The following is a 19683-nucleotide window of genomic DNA, read 5'->3' on the forward strand; positions in this document are numbered from 1 at the left end:
CAGATCGCCGCATCAACCGCCCTTCAGGCTCATACCTGAATTGGAAAATACTAGGAGGGATGTGACTGGAAAATCGAAAAGGCGAAACACCCGTTCCAGCGTGGTTGCCACGGCGCCGGCGGAGGGCCCCAGCTGATGCGCCGCAATGGGCTTCAGCCTGCCTGAATCACGTTTGGCAGCGAACAGGTGCTCGCTCTGATCCTCTCCTGCATACGCCACCCGGCGTATTCCCCAATTCCCCTCCGGTGCCCAGAATCGCCCCATCGCTTTGCAAAAGCCCCCCCCTGGCGGCTGGTGCGAAGCGAAACGCGAACCACCTACCTACCGGAGAAGCACACATGCAACGTCGTTTTACCCTCAAGGCGCTGAGCGCCGCCGTCGCCCTGGCGGGCCTCTCGGTTCTGCCGGCCCATGCCCAGTCGGGCGGCACCATCAAGGTGGGCATTCTGCACAGCCTGTCGGGCACCATGGCCATTTCGGAAACCGTGTTGAAAGACACGGTGCTGATGGCGATTGACGAGATCAACGCCAAGGGTGGCGTGATGGGCAAGAAGCTCGAGCCCGTGATTGTGGACCCGGCTTCCAACTGGCCGCTGTTTGCCGAAAAAACCAAACAGCTGCTCGGCCAGGACAAGGTGTCGGTGATTTTCGGCTGCTGGACCTCGGTGTCGCGCAAGTCGGTGCTGCCGGTTGTTGAAGAAATGAACGGCCTGCTGTTCTACCCCGTGCAGTACGAGGGTGAAGAACTGTCCAAAAATGTGTTCTATACCGGCGCAGCCCCCAACCAGCAGGCCATCCCCGCGGTGGACTACCTGATGAGCAAGGCCGGCGGCGGCGCCAAGCGCTGGGTCCTGCTGGGCACCGACTATGTGTACCCACGCACCACCAACAAGATCCTGCGCGCCTACCTGAAAAGCAAGGGCGTCAAGGACAGCGACATCGACGAGAAATACACGCCGTTCGGCCACTCCGACTACCAGACCATCGTGGCTGACGTGAAGAAATTTTCCGCCGGCGGCAAAACCGCGGTGGTCTCCACCATCAACGGCGACTCCAACGTTCCCTTCTACAAGGAGCTGGGCAATGCCGGCCTGAAAGCCAAGGACGTGCCGGTTGTCGCTTTCTCCGTGGGTGAGGAAGAGCTGCGCGGTGTGGACACCAAGCCGCTGGTGGGCCACCTGGCCGCCTGGAACTACTTCCAGTCGATCAAGAGCCCGGCCAACACCGAGTTCATCAAGAAGTGGTCTGACTACGCCAAGGCCAAGGGCATCGCCGGTCACAAGGACAAGCCACTGACCAACGACCCGATGGAAGCCACCTACATCGGCATCAACATGTGGAAACAGGCTGTCGAGAAAGCCAAGTCCACCGACACCGACAAGGTGATTGCCGCCATGGCCGGCCAGACCTTCAAGGCACCGTCGGGCATCGTCTCCAAGATGGACGAAAAGAACCACCACCTGCACAAGTCGGTGTTCATCGGCGAGATCAAGGCCGACGGCCAGTTCAACGTGGTCTGGAAAACACCTGGCCCGGTGAAAGCCAAGCCATGGAGCCCGTACATCGAAGGGAACGACAAGAAGCCGGACGAGCCAGCGAAAAGCGCGACCGTAGCAACCAAATAAGGGCGCCACCGTAAAGCCCCGGGGGCCTGGCGGTGCAAGCCGCACCTGGTTTGCAGAAAACAGGTGCGGCTTTTTTCTGTCGGGGGCATGGGTTCGGGGTTATGGATTGCGGGTCAGGCCCGCAACGACAACTCCCTGGTCTTGTCATCCCGGACTCGATCCGGGATCCATGACTTCGGTACCCAGCCCGCAACGGCAGGGAAGAGGCGGAAGCAGTGCTCTGGCCCGCTTCTTGCGCTAATCCGGTACATGGTTTTCAAGGAAGTTGCAGCCTGGGCACAACGCCAAGCAAGTATCGGCTGGCTGCTGTGCCCACTCTACAGGTTCTTCTCATGATGATTCGCACACTTCTTTTATCTGCTACTTTTTTTATAGCTACCGGCGCCCATGCTTTAAGCGCGGACGAGGTAAAAGGCATGGCACTTGGCGAGACCGAGGCACGTGTGGAAGCGCTCAACAAGGCCGCGGCCAACCCCGACGAAAAAACCGCCGCCTTCATCCAGGCGCTGGCCGACGATGCGGTCAAGACCGCGGGCGACAAGGTGTTTGTGATCAAGGACGACAAGGCTTACGACCCGGTTACCGGTGCCGAACTGGCGGTGCCCGCGGACGCCGAAGACGTGATCAACAACAACATGATGCGCGGCGAGCTCGACACCGCGCTGGCCGCACTCAAGCTGTTCTCCAAGGACGGAAAGGTGCGCGCTGATGCGATCAAAGTGCTCGCCAGTGGTAGTGATGAGTCGCGCCTGCCGCTGATCGAAAAAGCCTGGGCGGCCGAAACCGTGCCCGCATTGAAAGACCAGCTGGAGATGGTACGAGCCACCATTCTTTTGAGCAGCAGCGACAAGGCCAAACGGCTGGAAGCCGCCGCCCGCCTGTCCGGCAGCAACAACCCGATCAGCAAGACCGTGCTGATCGCACGCCTGACGGAAGAAGAAGACCTGGAGGTCAAGGGTGCGCTGCAGACCTCGCTGCGCAAGGTCGAGTCTGCGCTGGCCTGGGGCGACAAACTGGGTGCGGTGTTCAGCGGCATCAGCCTGGGCAGCATTTTGCTGCTGGTGGCGCTGGGCCTGGCCATCACCTACGGCTTGATGGGTGTCATCAACATGGCGCATGGCGAACTCATGATGATTGGCGCCTACGCCACCTACGTGGTGCAGGGCTTGTTCCAGAAGTATTTGCCCGGCCTGTTCGACTGGTATCTACTGGCGGCGGTGCCGGTGGCTTTTTTGGCCTCGGCCCTGATGGGTGCGGCGCTGGAGCGCGGCGTGATCCGTTTCCTTTATGGCCGCCCGCTCGAGACTTTGCTGGCCACCTGGGGCATCAGCCTGATGCTGCAGCAGCTGGTGCGCTCCATCTTCGGTGCGCAAAACGTCGGTGTCGAAAACCCGGTGTGGATGAGCGGTGGCGTGCAGGTGCTGGGCAATTTGTCCTTGCCCTACAACCGGTTGGTCATCATCGGCTTTGCGATTGCGGTGTTGCTGGGCATGGCCTGGCTGATCAGCAAAACGCGGCTGGGTCTCTTTGTGCGTGGCGTCACGCAGAACCGGCCGATCGCCTCCTGCATGGGTGTGAACACGGCACGCGTGGACACCTATGCGTTTGCGCTCGGCTCAGGCATTGCGGGCCTGGCCGGCTGTGCGCTGAGCCAGGTCGGCAACGTCGGCCCGGACCTGGGCCAGGGCTATATCGTTGATGCCTTCATGGTGGTGGTGCTGGGCGGCGTGGGCCAGCTGGCCGGCACCGTGTACGCCGCCATGGGCCTGGGCATTCTGAACAAATTCCTCGAAGGCTGGACCGGCGCGGTGCTGGCCAAGATTGCGGTGCTGGTGCTCATCATCATCTTCATTCAAAAACGTCCGCAGGGTATTTTTGCGATGAAGGGCCGCTCAGCGGAAGCATGACATGAACACTCCCATCAAAACCATTGACGAATCGTTGAAAGCGGAGCAGGGCATGGAACCTCAATCCGTTCACACTGAGCCTGTCGAAGTGCCGGGACCGGCTTCGACAAGCTCAGCCCGAACGGGAGGTGAAGCATCTATCCGCACTGCAGGTGGCGAGCGATTGGGCCTGGGCCGCGTCACCCTGCCCGCCAAAGGCCCCATGCTCACGGGCGCGGGGTGGAGCACCTTTCTCGTCGCGCTGCTGCTGGTCTGCGCGCTGGCGCCGGTGCTGAACCTGATGGTGCCCGAGAGCAGCATGTTCCACATGAGCACCTACGCGGTGGCGCTGCTCGGCAAGATCATGTGTTACGCCATCGTGGCGCTGGCCATGGACCTGATCTGGGGCTACACCGGCATCCTGTCACTCGGGCATGGCCTGTTCTTCGCGCTGGGCGGCTACGCCATGGGCATGTATCTGATGCGCCAGATTGGGCGCGACGGCAACTACAAAAGCGACTTGCCCGACTTCATGGTGTTTCTCGACTGGAAAGAGCTGCCCTGGCATTGGGCCTTCAGCGACAGCTTTATCGCCACGCTGTTCCTGATCGTGCTGGTGCCGGGGCTGGTCGCCTTTGTCTTTGGCTACTTCGCTTTTCGCTCGCGCATCAAGGGTGTGTATTTTTCCATCATCACCCAGGCCATGACGTTTGCAGCCATGCTGCTTTTCTTCCGCAACGAAACCGGCTTCGGCGGCAACAACGGCTTCACCGACTTCAAGCGTATCCTCGATACACCGATTGCCACGCCCGGCATGCGCATGGGGCTCTTCGTCATCACCGGCCTGACCCTGCTCGGCTTCTTCCTGTTTGCCAAGTGGCTGGTGCGCAGCAAGTTCGGCCGGGTGTTGCAGGCCATTCGCGATGCTGAAACCCGCGTGATGTTCTCGGGCTACAACCCGATCGGCTACAAGCTCACGATCTGGACCCTGTCGGCCGTGATGTGCGGCATTGCCGGCGCCCTGTATGTGCCGCAGGTCGGCATCATCAACCCGAGCGAAATGAGCCCGGCCAATTCGATCGAAATGGCGATCTGGGCTGCCGTCGGCGGGCGCGCCACCCTGATCGGCCCGATTGCCGGCGCCTTCATCGTCAACGGCGCCAAGAGCTGGCTGACGGTGGCCTATCCCGAATACTGGCTGTATTTTCTCGGCCTGCTGTTCATCGCCGTCACGCTGTTCCTGCCGAACGGGGTGGTGGGCCTGGTGAAAAAGCTCCGTAAGGGAGCGTCCAAATGACGCCCGATCTTCTGGAACAGGGCGCGCGCCGCATCGAGGAGCGCCGCGCCGCGCTCGAGGCCAGCAAGTCCAACACCGAATCCGGTGGCCGCAGCGCAGGTATTGGCCGCATTGCCACGCCGGGCGAGGTCGATGTCGCCCACGGCCGGATTCTTTACCTCGAGGATGTGAGCGTGAGCTTCGACGGTTTCAAGGCCATCAACAAGCTGTCGCTCGACATCGCGCCCGGTGAGCTGCGCTGCATCATCGGCCCCAACGGCGCCGGTAAGACGACCATGATGGACATCATCACCGGCAAGACGCGGCCCGACGAAGGCACGGTGTTTTTTGGCAGCACCATCGATTTGCTGCGCCACACCGAGCCGCAGATCGCGCAGCTCGGCATAGGCCGCAAGTTCCAGAAACCCACGGTGTTCGAGCAACTCACCGTGTTCGAGAACCTCGAACTCGCACTCAAGACCAACAAGGGCGTGAAGTCGTCGATGTTCTTCAGGCTGGACTCCGCGCAAAGCGACCGGCTTGCCGAAATCCTGGTGACGATTCACCTGGCCGACAGCGTGGGCCGCATGGCCGGCAACCTGAGCCACGGGCAAAAGCAGTGGCTGGAGATCGGCATGTTGCTGATGCAGGACCCCAAGCTGCTGCTGCTCGACGAACCGGTGGCCGGCATGACCGACGAGGAAACCGCACGCACGGCCGAACTGTTCCTCACGCTCAAGGGCAGACATTCGCTGATGGTGGTGGAGCACGACATGAGTTTCATCCGCACGATTTCCGAAATCGTCACGGTACTGTGTGACGGCTCGGTGCTGGCGCAGGGCACGCTGGACCAGGTGCAGGCGGATGAACGCGTGATCGAGGTGTACCTTGGACGCTAAGCTCGTTGCGGTCCCTGGCGAGGGAGTTGAAGCTTTGGTGGTTTGCCAACAAGCCGGGGGTTGCCCGGCGGCAACTCACTTTCTTTTGTCTCGCCAAAAGAAAGTAAGCAAAGAAAAGGCGACCCTGCTGTCTGCGTCCCCTGCGCTGCGCTCCGGGGCAACCTGCGGTGCTCGGTCCAGCCGGGGTCGAGCTCGAACTCGCTACGCTCAGACAATCGCTCGCCCTGATCCGGCTGGACCTCCGCTCCTCGGCGCAGCCAGAAGGGAGGTGGGATCGGATGCCGGGATCGGGCTCCGGCAAGGACGCGCTTTGCGCGTCCTTGCCTCCCCGAATCCGTATCCGTTTCCCCTACCCGTTAGGCTGGGCCGAGGAGCGCAGGCAAAAGCGGATCAGGGCTCGCGATTGTCTGAGCCGAAGGCGAGTTCGAGCGAGACCCCGCTTTTACCGAGCACCGCAGGTTGCCCGCAGCGAAGCGGAGGGACCCAGACTGTCGGGTCGCCTTTCTTTTGGGTACTTTTCTTTGGCGACGCAAAGAAAAGTGCCTCGCCCGCCGGGGCGAGACCCGGCTTGCAGGCAAACCTCAAAAATTTCGGTAAGTTCCCCAGCCTGGCGAGAACCAAATGCTGACTGTCAACAACATCAACCAGTACTACGGCGGCTCCCACATCCTGCGCGACGTGAGCCTGGAGGCCCACCTCGGCAAGGTGACCGTGCTGCTCGGCCGCAACGGCGTCGGCAAGACCACCCTGCTCAAGTCGCTGATGGGCCTGGTGCCCATCAAGACCGGCACCATTGAATTCGACGGAAAGCCCATTCAGAACGCCACGCCGTACGAACGCGCTAGAGCCGGCATCGGCTTTGTGCCGCAAGGCCGCGAGATCTTCGCCCGCCTGACGGTCGAGGAAAACCTGCGCATGGGACTGGCCTACAAAAGCGCCGGCACGCCGATTCCGGCCGAGCTGCACGAGCTGTTTCCGGTGCTCAAGCAGATGCTCAACCGGCGTGGCGGTGACCTCTCAGGCGGGCAGCAGCAGCAACTGGCAATTGCGCGCGCGCTGGCGGCCAAACCCAAGCTGCTGATCCTGGACGAGCCGACCGAGGGTATCCAGCCCAGCATCATCAAGGACATCGGCCGCGTGATCCGCATGCTGGCCGACCGTGGCGACATGGCCATCCTGCTGGTCGAGCAGTACTACGACTTTGCCGAAGAACTGGCCGACGACTACCTGGTGATGGAACGCGGCGAGTTCATCGCGCGCGGTTTGGGCAAAGACATGCAGGCCAACGGCGTGCGGCAGCTGGTGTCCATTTGACAATTGGTTGTCTGTCATGCCGGACTCGAGCCGGCATCCATGCCCGATGAACCACTGTCGAGAGTGTGCCGGCATGGATGGCGGGTCAAGCCCGCAATGACAAACGCGATACTCACTTCGCCCTGAAAATGATTTCTTTCATGCGCTGAAGCCTGGGCGCAACCACCGGCACCGTCAGCATGGTGCTGGCAATCGCCATCAGCAGCAGGGCGGTGAATGTTTCGTTGGTGATGATGCCTTTGTCCAGCAGGATGTTGGAAAAAATGATCATGATCAGCGCTTTGGTCTGCAGCAGCCAGCCGATGATGGAACTCTCGCCGGGTGCCCACTTGAGCACCTTGCCGGCGATATGGACACCGACCAGCTTGCCGGCCACCGAGGCCACCAGCAGTACCGCCGCAGCGATGAATACCGCTTCGCCACCCACCGACCAGTTGGTACGCAGGCCGGTGCTCAGGAAAAATACCGGCATCATCACCAGCAGCACGTGGTGGCGCAGCAGGTCCATATGTTCCTGGTTGAACCATTCGCCGTCCATGATGGCGCCCGCCAGGAAGGCGCCGACCATGAAGTGCAGGCCGGCCCAGTCGGCACCCAGGGCGCAGATGATGAGCCAGACGAGTCCCGCGTACCAGCGGTCGCGTTCCGGCAGCCAGACCATGAGTTTGCGAAACGCGTAAGCGAGGACGGCAAAGGCCGCAAGAAAGCTGGCCTGGCGGCCGACGCGTTCCCAATCCATCAGGATCAGCGCCAACACGCCCCAGATCGCGATGTCGTCCAGGCTGGCGTAACGCAGGATGCGCTGGCCGATGGGCTGGCGCAGGATGGCGAGCTTTTCCATCAGCAGGATCAGGATGGGCAGCGCGGTGACGGCGCAGGCCATGCCGACCCCCGCGACAAACTGCCAGCGCATGCCCTGCGGGCCGATCCAGCCCTCGTACATCAGCATGCCGGCGGCGGCCGCGCAGCCGAACAGCAGCGGCGTGCCCAGCGCCAAGCCGGCGGTGATGGTGCTCTCACGCCGGTGTGCCCAGGCTTTTTTCAGGTCGAGCTCGATGCCGGCGATCCAGACAAACACCATCACCGCCCACCAGGCGATGCCGTTGAGCGACTGCACGACAGGCGCGCTGAACACGAAGGCGTAGTAGTCGGGGTAGATCTTGCCCAGGATGCCGGGCCCCAGCAGGATGCCGGCAATGATCTGCACCACCACCAGCGGCGCGTAGTAGTCGGTCTTGAAAACCCGCCAGATCAGGTAGGGAACCGTGAAGATGATCGCCATGGCGATCAGGTAGATCTCGGTCGTGGTCATGGCGGCGGGCATGGCTTTCCCCGTATTTTTTTGGTTGCTGCCGAAGGCGTGTGCCGGCCGCGCCGTGCCTGACCTGAAAGCGGCCTGGCGTCGGCTTGCGCGTCAGGTCCGGAAATAAAAACTTAGCGGCGGGTGGCCTGGTACAGCGGCATCACCGTTGGCAGCAAGGCCTGGATCTGCTGCACGCGGCTGCTGTCGGTGGGGTGGCTGCTCAGGAAGTCGACGCCGCCGGCGCTGCCTGCACTGGCCATTTTCTGCCACAGGCTCACGCCGGCCTGGGGGTTGTAGCCGGCGCGTGCCGTCAACTCCAGGCCGATGCGGTCGGCCTCGCTTTCGTGCGAACGGCTGAAACGCGTGGCCACCAGCGCCTGGTAGGCTGCCTCCGTGATCTGTGATGTGCCCCCACCCAGACCCAGCAACTGGGTGCCGATGCCGATGGCGGTCTGTGCGGCGGCTGCCTGGGACACCTGTTCGCGCGAGTGCTCGCGCAGGGCATGGGCGATTTCGTGGCCCATCACGACGGCAATTTCATCATCACTGAGGTTGAGTCTGGAAACCAGGCCGGTGTAGAACATGATTTTTCCGCCGGGCATGCAAAAGGCATTGAGCTGGTCGCTGGTGATCAGGTTGACTTCCCACTGCCAGCGCGGCGCGTCGGCGCGGAACACCGCCGTTTGCGGCTCAATGCGGGCGGCCACTGCGCGCACGCGGGCCAGCATGGCCGCATTGGTGTTGAGCGTGCCTTTGGCGCTGGCTTCGGCCTTGAGCTTGGCGTAACTTTGGGCCGCCATCTGGTCCAGCTCGGCGGACGACACCAGCAGGAGTTGCGAACGCGAGGCGCCGACGGAACCGCCTTCGGTGGTGCTGGCGCATCCGGTGAACAGCAGGGTGACAGCCACCAGGGCAGGGGTCAGAAAGGTTTTCATGAGCGTCTCGCAGATCAATGTTGTTGAGGGGGCAGTGCCGACCCCGATTTTGCGCCGCTGGCGCCCGCACCCGGTAGGACGGCCCGCAAACATGGTGTAGGTCACAGGCGGCAGATGCATCCTGACGATCAGGCCGACCAGATGCGCGGGCTGGGCGCGTCTTTTTCCCAGAAGTGCTGGCGCCAGACCTTCCAGACCTGCTTGAGCAGGACCATGGCCGGCTCGACCAGTGGCGCCAGCACCCGTACCACTACCACCTGCGCATCGGGGCTGGTGGCGCCGGCGGCGGCGCTCAGCGGGTGTGCCTCCAGCACCTGCCGCGCCAGATCCAGGGCCAGTTGCCGGCGCTGGCGTTCGAGCTTGCTGCCGGCTGCAAAAAACAGGGTGGCGATGCAGCGCTGGCCGGCCAGGCCCAGGGGGCTGTTCATCAGCAGCAGGTCGTCGGCCCGGATGCGTGCGCGTTCCAGCCAGACGCCGGGCAACTCGATGTGCTGGCAAAAATTGCCTTGCTCAAAGGGCTGGTTGGCGCTGGGCAGGCCAAGTGCGGTGACATCCCAGCCCATCAGTTCAGCCCCGGGCGCCAGATCCAGCCGCAGGTGGTTTTCGGCCAGGCAGCCGCTGTAACACAGCGCCTCCATCGGCAGCCACTCGGCGCGGGCGCCGGCCTCCAGGCGCAGGCGCGTGCGCTGCAGTGCGGTTTCGCCCGCCGACCGGTAAAAGCGCGTGGCGCCGGGTGTGGTGATCAGGCCGTGGCTGCCGGCGGCAGCGGTGACCGCGATGTCCAGCGTGTCGCCGCCCACCAGGCCGCCCGGTGGATGCACCAGCACGTTGTGGCACACGGCGTCGCCTTCGGGGTACAGGCTTTGCAAAATGCGCAGCGGGCCGTCATGGCGGAAGTGCGCAATCGTCCTGCCGGCCTGCAGGGAGTAGTCAAGGGAGAGCGTTGCGTTCCAGGCCATGCGGCGAGTTTAACCGCGCATGGGGCATGGCTCGCTGCACCAGTTGCTATTGAATTTATAGCTTCTTGCGCTTGATTAGTGCGGGCTAGAGGCGTATTTGACTTGTAAATAGGCGCTGAACGGAGCTTGCCCCGGGTGACGGGGTGTGCCAACAAGCCGGGTCTCGCCCCGGCGGGCGAGGCACTTTGTCTTTGCTTCGCCAAAGAAAAGTACCCAAAAGAAAGGCGACCCGATGGTCTGGGTCCCCTGCGCTACGCTCCGGGGCAACCTCCGGTGCTCAGCAAAAGCGGGGTCTGGCTAAACTCGCCTGCGGCTCAAACAACGCCAGCCCTGATCCGCTTTTGCCTGCGCTCCTCGGCCCAGCCCGACGGGTTTGGGGGAAAGATAAATTCGGGGAGACATGACGCGCTTTGCGCGTCAGGTCGGACTCAACAGACGGTCATGTTTGCACGCGAGCGCAGCACACGCGGCCAAATGAAGCTCCCGCCATCGCCCAGCGGGGCGAGGGAGGGCGGGGGGAGGGAGTGGGGAGTTGCGCCTACTGTCTACAGCGGGCCACCGGCGCAGTGTGACGCAACGAATCCGCGTTCAGGCCAGCGCGACTTGCTTGGGAGCGCTGGTTTCTTTCACCCGTTCAGCCAGGTGCGCCAGCGCTTCCTGCACCTGATCGACCAGGATCAGGCACAGGTCGCCCGGCTCGAGGCGGGCCAGCGCGGTGTCGATGGCCAGGAACTCGCCGTGGATTTCCTCGATGTGAGTGGTGCGGCTGGCGCCCACCAGGCCGTCGCGCAGCAGGCCCATGACCTCGCCGTCGGCGCGGCCGCGCTGGGCGGCATCCTGGTAGAGCAGCACATCGTCAAAAGCGTGGCCGAGGATGATGGTCTGGTCGCGGATGTCGTTGTCCCGGCGGTCGCCGGCGCCGCTGATCACCACGCTGCGGCGTCTGGCCGGCATCGCTTCCACCGCGCTGACCAGCGCGCGCATGGCGTCGGGGTTGTGGCCGTAGTCGGCAATCACGGTGGCGCCGCGATAGTCCATCACGTTGAAGCGGCCGGGCGCGTTGTGCGCGTCGTTGACAAAACTGGCGAGCCCGCTTTTGAGGGTTTCCCAGGTCACGCCGACGGCCCAGGCGGCGGCCAGTGCCGCCATGACGTTTTCAACCTGAAAGCCGATGCTGCCGTTGCGCGTCAGCGGGATGCTGTTCAGCGGCACACGTTCACGCCAGGCGCCTTCGGCCGCGACCAGCGCATTGCCGTCGACGTAGACCGTGCGTTTGCCCTGGGCGCGGTGGGTGGCCATCAGGGGGTGGTGCCGGTCGGCGGCGAAAAAGATCACGTTGCCGGGGCAGGTGGATGCCATGGCCGCGACGATGGGGTCGGCCGCGTTGAGCACGGCGTAGCCGGTCGGTGCGACGTTCTGCACAATCACGCGCTTGAGCACCGCGAGGTCTTCAACCGTGGTGATGTAGTTCAGGCCCAGGTGGTCGCCGGTGCCGATGTTGGTCACCACTGCCACTTCGCAGCGGTCAAAGCCCAGGCCTTCACGCAGCACACCGCCGCGCGCCACTTCGAACACGGCGGCGTCCACGTCGGGGTGCATCAGCACGTTGCGTGCGCTTTTCGGGCCGCTGCAGTCGCCGCTGTCGGTCTGGCGGCCGTTGACGTAAACGCCGTCGGTGTTGGTCATGCCGCAGCGCAGGCCGCTGGCGGTCAGCAGGTGCGAGATCAGGCGGGTGACGGTGGTCTTGCCGTTGGTGCCGGTCACGGCCACCACCGGCACGCGGCCGTCATCGCCCGGTGCAAACAGCTCGTTGATCATCGCGCCACCGACGGCGCGGCTCTTGCCGTAGGACGGCGACAGGTGCATGCGCAGGCCGGGCGCGGCGTTGACTTCGACCACGCCGCCGTTTTGCGCTTCGAGCGGGCGCAGCACGCTTTCGCAGACGATGTCCACGCCGCAGATGTGCAGGCCCACCATCTGCGCGGCGGCCACAGCACGTGCCGCGACATCGGGGTGCACGTCGCCGGTCACGTCGGTGGCGGTGCCGCCGGTGCTGAGGTTGGCGTTGTTGCGCAAAATCACGCGGCGGCCGCGCGCCGGAATCGACTCGGGCGTGAGCTCCTGCACGGCCAGGCGGGCCACGGCGATGTCGTCAAAACGGATCTTGGTCAGCGAGGTGGCATGGCCTTCCCCGCGGCGTGGGTCCTGGTTGACGATGTCGACCAGTTCGCGCACCGTGTGCAGGCCATCACCCAGCACCTGCGGGGGCTCGCGCCGCGAGGCGGCCACCAGCTTGTTGCCGACGACCAGCAGGCGAAAGTCGTTGCCGGGCAGGAATTTTTCGACCATGACGGTGCCGTGTTCGGCCGCCGCACGGAAGGCGATGTCGAGGTGGTCGCGGTCCACGATGTTGACCGTGACACCCTTGCCCTGGTTGCCGTCCTGCGGCTTGAGCACCACCGGCAGGCCGATCTGCAAAGCGGCGGCCCAGGCTTCGTCGGGGTCGGCGACGGGCCGGCCCATGGGCACCGGCACACCGGCGGCGAGCAGCAGCTTTTTGGTCAAATCCTTGTCCTGGGCAATTGATTCGGACACCGCACTGGTGGCATCGAGCTCGGCGGCCTGGATGCGGCGCTGGCGCGAACCCCAGCCAAACTGCACCAGGCTGCCTTTGGTCAGGCGCTTGTACGGAATGCCTCGGGCGACCGCCGCGTCCACAATGGCGCCGGTGCTGGGTCCGATACGTTCGTCTTCGTCGAGATCGCGCAACTGGGCAATCGCGGCTTCCATGTCGAAGCCGGTTTCGTGGAGCGCGGCGTGGATCAGCGCCTGGGCCAGCTCCAGCGCCAGCCGGCCGACCGCTTCTTCGCTGTATTCGACCACAGCCTGGTAAACGCCGTCCTCGAGCGTGGTGGCCGTGTGGCTGAAGGTCACGGGGCAACCGGCCTGGGCCTGCAGCGCCAGTGCCGCCGATTCGAGCACATGGGCGAGCGACACGGGGCCAACATAAGCACTTGGACGCAGCGCGCCTATGGCGGGAAACAGTGAACGCACGCGCGGCTCAAAACCGGGAAGGGCGTCGATGGCGCACTCGGCCTGCGTACAGGTGATGATGGCCTCGAGCGCCGTATGGCGGCTCCAGAGGTTGGGGCCGCGCAGCGCACGGATGCGGGTAACTTTCATCGGTGTGTCTTTCCGGGCTGGTGTTCGCGGGAGGGACGTTTTGCGAGGGAATCGGTGTTCATGGTGTTCATGCGACCTTTCCTTCCCGGGTGGAGCGGTCTGCGGCCGTTTCCAGGTTGAAGGCTTCAATGCCGGCGCCTATCAGGTTGAGCGGGATGTCGAGCGCCCACGCCGCTGAAATGGCAGCGAGCAGGCTGTCTTCGGCCGTAGGAACATGCCGGCCCTGCCAGACGGCCAGCTTGTCCAGGCCGGGCAGGAAGGCTTCGCTGGCGCCGGTGGCGAGCACGACTTGGCCCTGGCGCATGAAAACCGCCCGGCCCCCGCCGTCCAGGTGCATGGCAATGGCGGGCAAGCCCGGGTCGGTGGCGTAAAAGATCACCTCGCCGTCACACAGGCGGGCCATCTCCACGATGACCGGATCGGCGGCATTGAGCACGGCCACACCGTCGGACAGCACGACATCGACTTGCGAGCGCATGACCTTGAACATCTGCTCTTCGCCTGCCACATCGAATTCGCCCAGCGCCCCGGCGCCCGCCAGGTCGGTGACCACGCCGACCTGGCAGCGGTCATAGGCCAGGCCGCTGCGCAAAATGGTGTCGGCCCCATTCTCAAAGACGGCGGCCTGCACGGCACGGTTGATCAGCAGGCGCTGGCCGGCCTCCCAATGCCTGCAGTCGCTGGCATCGAGGCAACGCCCGTCGAGGAACAGGCCGTCGCGACAGGCCAGGCCGGTGTGCCGCCCCGAGAGCTGCAGCAGCCAGGCCACCAGCCGAGCCACGTTGTGCGTGCCGGCCGAACCGGCGACACCCACCACGGGAATGCGGCCGCTGTGGGTGCCTTCGGGCGCTTCGGGAAACAGGTGGTCACAAATGGCGCGGCCGACCGGACGCGGCGCACCTTCGGCCGGCTTGAGGTGCATCAGCAGGCCGGGACCGGCGTTGACTTCCACAATGGCGCCGCCCTGGGCATGCAGGGGCTTGGAGATGTCCTGCGCCACGACATCCACCCCGGCGATGTCCAGGCCGACGACGCGGGCGGCCAGCGAGACGATATGGTCGACGTCGGGGTGGATCTCGTCGGTGCAGTCAATCGCAACATTGCCGTTGCGCTGGATCAGCACCTGGCGCCCGGCGGCCGGCACCGAGGCGGGGCCCAGTCCCTGGCGCTGCAGGTCCAGCAGGATGGCTTCGTCCTTGTCCAGCTCGATCAGGCCGAGCGGAAAGTCTTCGGTGGCGCCGCGCCGCGGGTCGGTGTTGAGCTGCGCTTCGACCAGTTCGGCCACGCTGGCGCGGCCATCGCCGCGGACCGTCGCGGTTTCCCCGCGAGCAGCGGCGACCACCCGGCCACCCACGACCAGCAGCCGGTGCTCGTGGCCGCGCACAAAACGCTCGACCATCACTTCGCTGCCCTGCGGCTGCGCGACCCGGAAAGCGGCTTCAACCTGCTCACGGGTGGTCAGGTCCAGCGACACGCCGCGGCCGTGGTTGCCGTCGGTTGGCTTGACAACCACCGGCAGGCCGATTTCCTGCGCGGCTTCCCAGGCGGCTTCGGCGCTGTCGACGATTTCGCCTTCGGGCACGGGCACGCCGCAGGAAGCCAGCAGGCTCTTGGTCAGGTCCTTGTCGCCGGCAATGCCTTCGGCAATCGCGCTGGTGAGATCGGTCTCGGCGGTCCAGATGCGGCGCTGACTGGCGCCATAGCCGAGCTGCACGAGGTTGCCGTCGTTCAGGCGGATGTGCGGGATGCGGCGCTCGGTGGCGGCAGCGACGATGGAGGCGGTGCTGGGGCCGAGGTAACACTCGTCGACCTTGTCGCGCACGCGGCCAACCGCCGCCTGCAGTTCGGCGTCACTGAAGGACTCGTTGTTGACGGCGGCCATCAGCAGTCGGTGGCCTTCGGCCAGCGCTCTGCGTGCCACCTGCTCGTCGCGGGCGCGGACCACCATGCGGTAAACGCCGCGCTTCGAGGTGCTGCGGGTCTGGCCGAAGCCGGTGGGCATGCCCGCCAGGTTCAGCAGTTCGATGACGACATGCTCCAGCACATGGCCGGCCCAGGTGCCTTCGTAGAGGCGCTGGATGAAGCCGCCGCGCTCGCCGACGCCGCAGTGGTGCTCCAGCAGGGCCGGCAGCAGCGCGACCAGGCGGTCGCTGAAGCCCGGCAGCAGGTTGGAGGGGAAGTCCTCCAGGGTGCCGAGGTCCATCCAGACTTCCAGCACAGGGCGGTAAGTCCAGAGGTTGGGGCCGCGCAGGTAGTTGATGCGTAGAAGCTGGATGTCGTCCTGTTTGCTCATGTTTTTCTGGATTCGGTCAACCGGCCGGGCCGGGGCAACGTTCTTTTCTGGATAAGCGCCCACAACGGGCGTTTCTGTTTGTTCGGGCAGGTTTTCCGGTCCGGCGGCCGAATCTTGCATCAGCCGGCGCGGATTGGGCGAAAATCCCCGATTTGGCCCCACCGTTTCGGGGGCACCGGTTTTTACGGCTTCCACATCACAATGCAACATTCCCCTCCGGTCGACGCCTCCAGCGAGGCTGGTTCAGCGCAGACGGACCTGCGCGCGCAACTCGCAAACCATGAGAACGTGCTATGTACGGTGCTGGTTGACCTGAATCAGCAACTTCGTTTTTCCCGGGGTTTGCTGGCGCTGACCGACCGCCGCCTGATGGCCCGCGACCCGGAAACCGGCCTGTGGGCCAGCTGGCCGTTGCGCCCGGCGGATGCCTCCGGCCACCTGCTGCCCCTGTCGCTGCGCCATTTCGACCACGCCGGTGTCGGTACGCTGGAGCTTCACCAGGGGGGGCAGCGCCTGGCTGGCTGGCGGTTTACGCTGGCGGCCAATGTGCAGGCCCTGCGGCTGCTGCGCCTGTTCGAGCAGCAATTGGCGCCTGGTGCGGCTGCCGCCAGTGACGACATTGCCCTGTGCCCCTTTTGCGATACGGTGCTGCCGACGGACAGCGACGAGTGCCCGACCTGCGCCCGCGAACTGCACACGCCACCGTCGACCTGGGTCTTGCTGCGCCTGTGGCGCTTTGCCCGGCCTTACCAGTGGCAGCTGCTTTCCGGGTTTTTGTTGACCCTGGCCTCCACCGCCGCGACCCTGGTGCCGCCCTACCTGACGATTCCGCTGATGGACGACATCCTGATCCCGTTCCAGAACGGCCAGCAGATCGAGTCCTGGAAGGTTTTGGCGATCCTCGGTGCCCTGTTGGCGGCGGCGCTGCTCGGCTGGGCGCTGAACTGGGCGCGCACCTATTTGCTGGCGCTGGTGTCCGAGCGCATAGGCGCCGACCTGCGCACCGCCACCTTTGACCACCTGCTGGATCTGTCGCTGGACTATTTCGGCGGCAAACGCACGGGCGATCTGATGAGCCGCATCGGCTCGGAAACCGACCGTATCAATGTGTTCCTGTCGCTGCATGCGCTCGACTTTGCAACCGATGTGCTGATGATCGTGATGACCGCCGCCATCCTGTTTTCAATCAACCCCTGGCTGGCGCTGGTCACCCTGTTGCCTTTGCCCTTCATCGCCTGGATGATCCATGGGGTGCGCGAGCGCCTGCGCACCGGTTTTGAAAAAATCGACCGGGTCTGGTCCGAAGTGACCAATGTGCTGGCCGACACCATTCCCGGCATCCGCGTGGTCAAGGCCTTTGCCCAGGAAAAGCGCGAAGCCCAGCGTTTTCGCGACGCCAACCGGCACAACCTGCTGGTCAACGACAAGCTCAACAAGGTCTGGTCGCTGTTCACGCCGACGGTCTCCTTGCTGACCGAAATCGGCCTGCTGGTGGTCTGGGCCTTCGGCATCTGGCTGGTGTCGAAGCAGCAGATCACGGTCGGTGTGCTGACCGCCTTCATTGCCTATATTGGCCGTTTCTACACGCGGCTCGATTCCATGAGCCGCATTGTCTCGGTGACGCAAAAAGCGGCGGCCGGCGCCAAGCGGATTTTCGACATCCTCGACCACGCTTCCAATGTGCCGGAGCCGGCCAACCCGGTGCCCATGGCGCCCATGCAGGGCCGCATCGAGATGAGCGGGCTGGGCTTTCGCTACGGCAACCGCGCGGTGATCCGCGGCCTGGACCTGACCATCCGGCCGGGCGAGATGATAGGCCTGGTCGGCCACAGCGGGTCGGGCAAAAGCACGCTGGTCAACCTGATCTGCCGCTTTTACGACGTGACCGACGGCAGCATCAGCGTGGACGGCACCGACATCCGGCGTTTCACCGTGGCCGACTACCGGCGCAACATCGGCCTGGTGCTGCAGGAGCCTTTTCTGTTCTTTGGCACGATTGCCGAAAACATCGCCTACGGCAAACCAGGCGCCAGCCGCGCCGAGATTGTGGCTGCCGCCCGCGCCGCCCATGCGCACGAGTTCATCTTGCGCCTGCCACAGGGTTACGACTCACTGGTCGGCGAACGCGGCCAGGGCCTGTCGGGCGGCGAGCGCCAGCGCATCTCGATCGCGCGCGCGCTGCTGATCGACCCGCGCATCCTGATCCTCGACGAGGCGACCTCGTCGGTGGACACCGAGACCGAACAGGAAATCCAGAAAGCCCTCGACAACCTGGTGCAGGGCCGCACGACGATTGCCATCGCGCACCGCCTGTCCACCCTGCGCAAGGCCGACCGCCTGGTGGTGATGGACCGCGGCCAGGTGGTCGAGGTCGGGCCGCACGACGAACTCATGGCGAAGCAGGGCGCGTACTGGCGGCTTTACGAAGCCCAGGCGCGCCAGGTCGACAGCGAGGGCAATGTCGATGCCGAGGAAGGCCGCATCGCGCTGGCGACCTCGCAGGTGGCCCACACCGCGCAGCGCAACGGCAATGTCTGAAGGATTTAGCATGACCACCCCTTCCATTTCAGCCAGCCCTGCTTTCCAGCTGGAACGGCACAGCTCGGGCCAACTGCTGCTGATTGCGGCCAACGGCGAGCAGCACCTGGGCGTGGTGCCGGTGCGCGCTTTTCCGATTGCCGCGCCCGACGAAGGCCTCTCCCTGATCAGCAGCGAAGGTCATGAGCTGGTCTGGCTGGAGCGCCTGAGCGAGTTGCCGCTGCCGCAGCGCAGCTTGCTGGAGGAAGAACTGGCGCTGCGCGATTTTGTGCCCGAGATCACGCGACTCATCAGCGTGTCGAGCTTCGGCACACCCAGCACCTGGGCGGTGGAAACCGACCGCGGCGACACCTCGTTTGTGCTCAAGGGCGAGGAAGACATCCGCCGCCTGAGCCGCCAGTCGCTGCTGATCGCCGCCGGCCATGGCGTGCATTTCAGTGTGAAGGACATGGGGGCGCTGGACCGCGCGTCGCGGCGGCTGCTCGAGCGCTTTCTCTGACCTCCATCGTCCCGCCGGGTGGGTCCATCCGAAGACTGCAGCAGCCCATCAGGCTGCCTGGCGAATCAACGGGACAGGTCCTCAAGCCGCTTTTTTTCGGCGGCGCGGGTGCTTGACTCGGGGAGGGTGCTGGTGGAGTCCTCCGGTGTCACCAACGGGCCCGCAGCGGCTCCGCCCAGTGCGCCAGCCACGCCACCCACGGTGCCGCCGACCAGGACACCGACCGGGCCAGCCAATACAGCGCCAACGGCTGCGCCGGTAGCCGCACCGGCGATCATGCCGCCGCCCATCAATACCGAGTTGGATTCGCGGTCGGACTCTGCCACCGTGAGGGGAATCTGCGCCGCAGACTCAGGATCCTGCGACGGAATGCCGTGGCCGGGCCGCGCCTGCTCGGCAAGGTCTTTGTCTGCCGGATCGACGTTAAGCGGCCGGGTGGCAGAGGTGGTGGATGGGGACATGTGTCTCTCCTTGGAAGTTGACTGACGAAGGTGCGAGCGCGACACTCGCTACCACTCCGTTGTAAACCTGACACCTGCACCGGGTGCAGTCTGGCAGGCCGCAACCCTGTCAGACAATGTCTTTGACAGCGAAAAGTCTCACGCGCCGATCACACACCTTGCAGGCGGTGGTGGCATTCCGGGCTTGCCAGTCGGAAATTCGAGTCAGGAACGGGTTTGTTTAAGGGGGACGGGTGCGGGCAGCTATTGAATCCATAGCGAACCCGATTTGCCAGTTGGACTGAGCTTGTCGAAGCCTGTGCAAGCTTTAGCAGTGTTGGAGCTTCCACCAAGCCGGGTCTCGCCCCGGCGGGCGAGGCACTTTGTCTTTGCTTCGCCAAAGAAAAGTACCCCAAAAGAAAGGCGACCCGATGGTCTGGGTCCCTCCGCTTCGCTGCGGGCAGCCTGCGGTGCTCGACAAAAGCGGGGTCTCGCTCGAACTCGCCTTCGGCTCAGACAATCGCGAGCCCTGA

Annotated in this window: 13 protein-coding genes; 7 read left to right on the plus strand and 6 right to left on the minus strand. The window is 64.4% G+C overall.

Features of this window, described 5'->3' with window-relative positions; genetic code table 11:
* Window positions 1-338 precede the first annotated feature (338 nt).
* The 5 genes from urtA to urtE all read left to right on the plus strand — a co-directional run bounded on the left by urtA (window position 339) and on the right by urtE (window position 7000).
* Window positions 339-1625, plus strand: coding sequence for an urea ABC transporter substrate-binding protein (urtA, locus tag PSV40_RS18185; RefSeq protein WP_300540398.1), 1287 nt, complete (start codon window positions 339-341; stop codon window positions 1623-1625).
* A gap of 332 nt (window positions 1626-1957) precedes the next feature.
* Window positions 1958-3532 carry an urea ABC transporter permease subunit UrtB gene (gene urtB, locus PSV40_RS18190; RefSeq protein ID WP_300540400.1) on the plus strand — a complete coding sequence of 525 codons (1575 nt, stop codon included), beginning with the start codon at window positions 1958-1960 and terminating at the stop codon, window positions 3530-3532.
* 202 nt (window positions 3533-3734) lie between these two features.
* Window positions 3735-4808: an urea ABC transporter permease subunit UrtC gene (urtC, locus tag PSV40_RS18195; protein WP_300540421.1), complete on the plus strand. Its 1074-nt coding sequence runs from the start codon at window positions 3735-3737 to the stop codon at window positions 4806-4808.
* On the plus strand, window positions 4805-5686 hold the full coding sequence (gene urtD, locus PSV40_RS18200; RefSeq protein ID WP_300540402.1) for an urea ABC transporter ATP-binding protein UrtD: 882 nt from the start codon (window positions 4805-4807) through the stop codon (window positions 5684-5686). Before urtC ends, urtD begins: the two co-directional genes overlap by 4 nt.
* Before the next feature lie 621 nt (window positions 5687-6307).
* Entirely contained in the window at window positions 6308-7000 is a 693-nt protein-coding gene (gene urtE, locus PSV40_RS18205; RefSeq protein ID WP_300540404.1) for an urea ABC transporter ATP-binding subunit UrtE, read from the plus strand.
* A 112-nt stretch (window positions 7001-7112) separates the two neighbouring features.
* Here urtE and PSV40_RS18210 read toward each other — a convergent pair whose 3' ends face one another.
* From PSV40_RS18210 to cphA (PSV40_RS18230), 5 genes are all read right to left on the minus strand, one after another.
* Window positions 7113-8324: a cation:proton antiporter gene (locus PSV40_RS18210; RefSeq protein ID WP_300540406.1), complete on the minus strand. Its 1212-nt coding sequence runs from the start codon at window positions 8322-8324 to the stop codon at window positions 7113-7115.
* 110 nt (window positions 8325-8434) lie between these two features.
* Window positions 8435-9238, minus strand: coding sequence for a M48 family metallopeptidase (locus tag PSV40_RS18215; RefSeq protein ID WP_300540407.1), 804 nt, complete (start codon window positions 9236-9238; stop codon window positions 8435-8437).
* A gap of 128 nt (window positions 9239-9366) precedes the next feature.
* Window positions 9367-10197, minus strand: a complete 831-nt coding sequence (locus tag PSV40_RS18220) for an urease accessory protein UreD (protein ID WP_300540409.1) — start codon at window positions 10195-10197, stop codon at window positions 9367-9369.
* 588 nt (window positions 10198-10785) lie between these two features.
* Complete coding sequence (gene cphA / locus PSV40_RS18225) at window positions 10786-13380, minus strand: cyanophycin synthetase (protein WP_300540412.1); 2595 nt, start codon at window positions 13378-13380, stop codon at window positions 10786-10788.
* A gap of 67 nt (window positions 13381-13447) precedes the next feature.
* The gene (gene cphA / locus PSV40_RS18230; RefSeq protein ID WP_300540414.1) at window positions 13448-15673 is read right to left on the minus strand and encodes a cyanophycin synthetase; all 2226 of its coding nucleotides are present in this window, start codon (window positions 15671-15673) and stop codon (window positions 13448-13450) included.
* 201 nt (window positions 15674-15874) lie between these two features.
* Here cphA (PSV40_RS18230) and PSV40_RS18235 point away from each other — a divergent pair, with 201 nt between their 5' ends.
* Window positions 15875-18211, plus strand: coding sequence for an ABC transporter ATP-binding protein (locus tag PSV40_RS18235; protein ID WP_300540415.1), 2337 nt, complete (start codon window positions 15875-15877; stop codon window positions 18209-18211).
* A 10-nt stretch (window positions 18212-18221) separates the two neighbouring features.
* The gene (locus PSV40_RS18240) at window positions 18222-18710 is read left to right on the plus strand and encodes a DUF1854 domain-containing protein (protein WP_300540417.1); all 489 of its coding nucleotides are present in this window, start codon (window positions 18222-18224) and stop codon (window positions 18708-18710) included.
* A gap of 65 nt (window positions 18711-18775) precedes the next feature.
* Here the strand turns inward: PSV40_RS18240 and PSV40_RS18245 are convergent, their stop codons facing one another.
* Window positions 18776-19171, minus strand: a complete 396-nt coding sequence (locus PSV40_RS18245; protein ID WP_300540419.1) for a hypothetical protein — start codon at window positions 19169-19171, stop codon at window positions 18776-18778.
* Window positions 19172-19683 lie beyond the last annotated feature (512 nt).

Origin of the sequence: Polaromonas sp., assembly GCF_029945925.1 — a bacterium.
In the GTDB taxonomy this organism is placed as follows: Bacteria; Pseudomonadota; Gammaproteobacteria; order Burkholderiales; family Burkholderiaceae_C; genus Polaromonas.

Coding starts and splice junctions, on each gene's coding strand:
- urtA (WP_300540398.1), top strand. CDS start 339: ATGCAACGTCGTTTTACCCTCAAGGCGCTGAGCGCCGCCGTCGCCCTG.
- urtB (WP_300540400.1), top strand. CDS start 1,958: ATGATGATTCGCACACTTCTTTTATCTGCTACTTTTTTTATAGCTACC.
- urtC (WP_300540421.1), top strand. CDS start 3,735: ATGCTCACGGGCGCGGGGTGGAGCACCTTTCTCGTCGCGCTGCTGCTG.
- urtD (WP_300540402.1), top strand. CDS start 4,805: ATGACGCCCGATCTTCTGGAACAGGGCGCGCGCCGCATCGAGGAGCGC.
- urtE (WP_300540404.1), top strand. CDS start 6,308: ATGCTGACTGTCAACAACATCAACCAGTACTACGGCGGCTCCCACATC.
- PSV40_RS18210 (WP_300540406.1), bottom strand. CDS start 8,324: ATGCCCGCCGCCATGACCACGACCGAGATCTACCTGATCGCCATGGCG.
- PSV40_RS18215 (WP_300540407.1), bottom strand. CDS start 9,238: ATGAAAACCTTTCTGACCCCTGCCCTGGTGGCTGTCACCCTGCTGTTC.
- PSV40_RS18220 (WP_300540409.1), bottom strand. CDS start 10,197: ATGGCCTGGAACGCAACGCTCTCCCTTGACTACTCCCTGCAGGCCGGC.
- cphA (WP_300540412.1), bottom strand. CDS start 13,380: ATGAAAGTTACCCGCATCCGTGCGCTGCGCGGCCCCAACCTCTGGAGC.
- cphA (WP_300540414.1), bottom strand. CDS start 15,673: ATGAGCAAACAGGACGACATCCAGCTTCTACGCATCAACTACCTGCGC.
- PSV40_RS18235 (WP_300540415.1), top strand. CDS start 15,875: ATGCAACATTCCCCTCCGGTCGACGCCTCCAGCGAGGCTGGTTCAGCG.
- PSV40_RS18240 (WP_300540417.1), top strand. CDS start 18,222: ATGACCACCCCTTCCATTTCAGCCAGCCCTGCTTTCCAGCTGGAACGG.
- PSV40_RS18245 (WP_300540419.1), bottom strand. CDS start 19,171: ATGTCCCCATCCACCACCTCTGCCACCCGGCCGCTTAACGTCGATCCG.